The 2,811-nt window shown below is 64.0% G+C and carries 4 protein-coding genes and 1 pseudogene; all 5 read right to left on the reverse strand.

The features are described from left to right. Positions 1–203: pseudogene (locus tag VJ604_RS18475) on the reverse strand (TIGR01212 family radical SAM protein); the annotation flags it as partial. 1 nt (position 204) lies between these two features. After that, complete coding sequence (gene thiE, locus VJ604_RS18480) at positions 205–861, reverse strand: thiamine phosphate synthase (protein ID WP_324085044.1); 657 nt, start codon at positions 859–861, stop codon at positions 205–207. Continuing rightward, positions 858–1,640 (reverse strand): thiazole synthase, encoded by a 783-nt coding sequence (locus VJ604_RS18485; RefSeq protein WP_324085051.1) that lies wholly within the window; start codon positions 1,638–1,640, stop codon positions 858–860. The genes thiE and VJ604_RS18485 overlap by 4 nt, the downstream gene beginning before the upstream one ends. A gap of 170 nt (positions 1,641–1,810) precedes the next feature. Next, on the reverse strand, positions 1,811–2,011 hold the full coding sequence (gene thiS, locus VJ604_RS18490) for a sulfur carrier protein ThiS (protein ID WP_324085047.1): 201 nt from the start codon (positions 2,009–2,011) through the stop codon (positions 1,811–1,813). A 437-nt stretch (positions 2,012–2,448) separates the two neighbouring features. Beyond that, the coding region (locus VJ604_RS18495; protein ID WP_324085049.1) for a sensor histidine kinase at positions 2,449–2,811 on the reverse strand (363 nt) is incomplete at its 5' end.

The following is a 2,811-nucleotide window of genomic DNA, read 5'->3' on the forward strand; positions in this document are numbered from 1 at the left end:
GGGATCACGGGGACGGTCTCTTTGGGGGAGAAGGAGCTGTTGTCGCAGTAGATGCAGCCGCCGGTGCCCCGGCTGCCGTCGCGGTTGGGGCAGGTGAAGCCGCCGTCCACGTTCACCTTGCTGACCCGGCAGCCGAAGCGCCGGCGCAGGTAGGAGCCGTAGGAGTTGATATGCAGGTCTTTGTGGATCAGCTCGCAGGTCATGCTAGTAGCCACCCTCCACCGGGGGGAGCATCGCCAACAGATCCTTGGCCGCCTCGCGCGGATCGGGGGCCGACAGGATGCCGGAGATGAGGGCGATGCCGCTCACCTGGCAGGAGATCACCTCACGGCAGTTGTCGAGGTTGATCCCTCCCAGCCCGAACACGGGGATTTGCAGCATCTCGGCCACCGTGCAGAGCTTCTCCAGCCCTACCGGATCGCCGTAGGGGGCCTTGGAGGGGGTGTAGTAGACCGGCCCGAAGGTGATGAAGTCGGCGCCCATCTCCTGGGCGGTGATCGCCTGCACCTGGTTGTGGCAGGAGACCCCGATCAGCTTCCGTTCGCCCAAGAGCCTGCGCACCTTGTAGATGGGGAGACTCTGCGAGCCGAGGTGGACGCCGTCGGCTTCCACCGCCAGGGCGACGTCCACCCGGTCGTTGATCAAGAGCTTGGCGCCGTAGCGGGAGGTGAGCCGGCGCAGCTCGTAAGCGGTTTCGTACAGCCCCTTGGTGCTGGCGTCCTTGTCCCTCAGCTGGACCGCGCGCACGCCACCCCTGAGCGCTTCCTCGACCACGAATTCGAGGTTGCGCCCCAACGTCTCCCCGCGCCCGGTGATCAGGTACAGGTTGAAGTCTATCCAGGGGGATTGCAGCTCTTTCACGCGATCAGCCCGGTCAGCGGGGAGGAGGCGTTGGCGTGCAGCTTCATCGGGATGCGGCCGGCCAGGTAGGCGAGGCGGCCGCCGGCCACCGCGTAGTTCATGGCGCGGGCCATGGCGACCGGGTCCTTGGCGCCGGCGATGGCGGTGTTCATCAGCACGCCGTCGCAGCCAAGCTCCATGGCGATGGCGGCGTCGGAGGCGGTCCCCACCCCGGCGTCCACGATGACGGGCACCTTGGAGTTCTCCAGGATGATCCGGATGTTGTAGGGGTTCCTGATGCCCAGACCGCTGCCGATCGGCGCGCCCAGCGGCATCACGGCCGCGCAGCCCAGATCCTCCAGCTTCTTGCAGACGATGGGGTCGTCGCTGGTGTAGGGGAGGACGGTGAAGCCCTCCTTGACCAGCACGGCAGCCGCCTTCAGAAGCTCCTCGTTGTTGGGGAACAGCGTCTTCTCGTCCCCCAGCACCTCGAGCTTCACGAAGTCGGAGAGGCCGGCCTCACGGGCGAGCCGGCAGGTGCGGATGGCGTCATCGGCGGTGTAGCAGCCGGCGGTATTGGGGAGCAGGGTGTACTTCTTCAGGTCGATATGGTCGAGCAGCGATTCCTTGCTGCGGTCGGAGATGTTCACCCTCCTCACCGCCACGGTGATGACCTGGGCGCCCGAGGCCTCGATGGCTTCCACCATCTGGGCGAAGTCGGCGTATTTCCCGGTGCCGACCATGAGGCGGGATTCGAATTCACGTCCGGCGATGACCAGCTTGTCGTTGTTTTCTGCCATGTTCACGTACTCTCCAATGTTCGGAATAAAAGGTGGCTACCCCATCTTCACCCGCCTTCGCCATGGCTACGGCGGGCAAGCTCCTGTCCCTCCCCTTGAAGGGGAGGGGACGTGAAGGGGAATCGGTTCAGTGTCTCGCGTCTTTGCGGCTTCGCAAGGTTTTTGTAGATCTACGCCCCGCCGCCCACGAAGTGGACGATCTCCAGGACGTCACCCTCCCTGAGCATGGTCTGCTGGTACTGCGCCTTGGGGAGGATGTCGCGGTTGAGCTCGACGGCGACCCGGCGCGGGTCGATACCAAGGGTGTGGAGGTAGTCCTGTACTGAAAGCGGCTCGATCGATACGGCTTCGCCGTTGGTGGTGATATTCACTGCGGCTCCATTGTGCTGGAATGAAAAGAGCCGGCGCATGGTGGCGGCCGGCGGCGGGCGCTGCGGCGGGACTGCATTTTGCTGGTGGCCCCGGCAGTCGTAGGAAAGCCCGACCGTAAACTAGCAATATTGCCGACCTTCGTCAAGTTTTCTTTCGCTGGTTTGCGGCCTTGGAGGCGGGGCCGGGGGAGGGAAGTGAAGGTTTCATTGGTGGGATTGCGGGGAGAATGGTCTGGGGCCTTCCATGGCCGGCAGGTCAAGCTTTCAACCCGTTCGTCCTGAGCCTGTCGAAGCCCGTCCTGAGCCTGTCGAAGGGGGCAGCTTGTAAATGTCGGGAAGGGGTGCTTCGACAGGCTCAGCATGAACGGCTACCGACAATACGGCTTTGTCTCCCGCGAATAAATGGGCCTTACGTGATCACAGGGGGGAACGACGGCTCAGTGGTGATAGGGGGCAGGGAGCGCCGCTGTCTCCTCCGGGGGGTGGTTGCCGGCGATGCCGGCTATGGGGAGCTTGATGGTGAAGATGGTTCCTCTCCCCAGCTCGCTCTGCACGTCGATGGCGCCGCCGTGCTTCTCGATGATGCCATAGGAGACCGAAAGCCCGAGTCCGGTCCCCTTGTTCTCCTTGGTGGAGAAGAAGGGATCGAAGATCTTGGCCAGGTTGGCCTCGGGTATGCCGCAGCCGTTGTCGGCGACCCGGACGAAGACCCATTCCTCGTCCACCCCGGTGGTGATCTCCAGTATCCCCTCTCCCTGCATGGCCTGGCCGGCGTTCAGGAAGATGTTCACCAGCACCTG

It is taken from the genome of Geomonas sp., assembly GCF_035254065.1.
GTDB lineage: Bacteria > Desulfobacterota > Desulfuromonadia > Geobacterales > Geobacteraceae > Geomonas.

Bases quoted from the DNA above. Each gene is read 5' to 3' on its own strand.
- VJ604_RS18485 (WP_324085051.1), bottom strand. From the start codon at position 1,640: ATGGCAGAAAACAACGACAAGCTGGTCATCGCCGGACGTGAATTCGAA.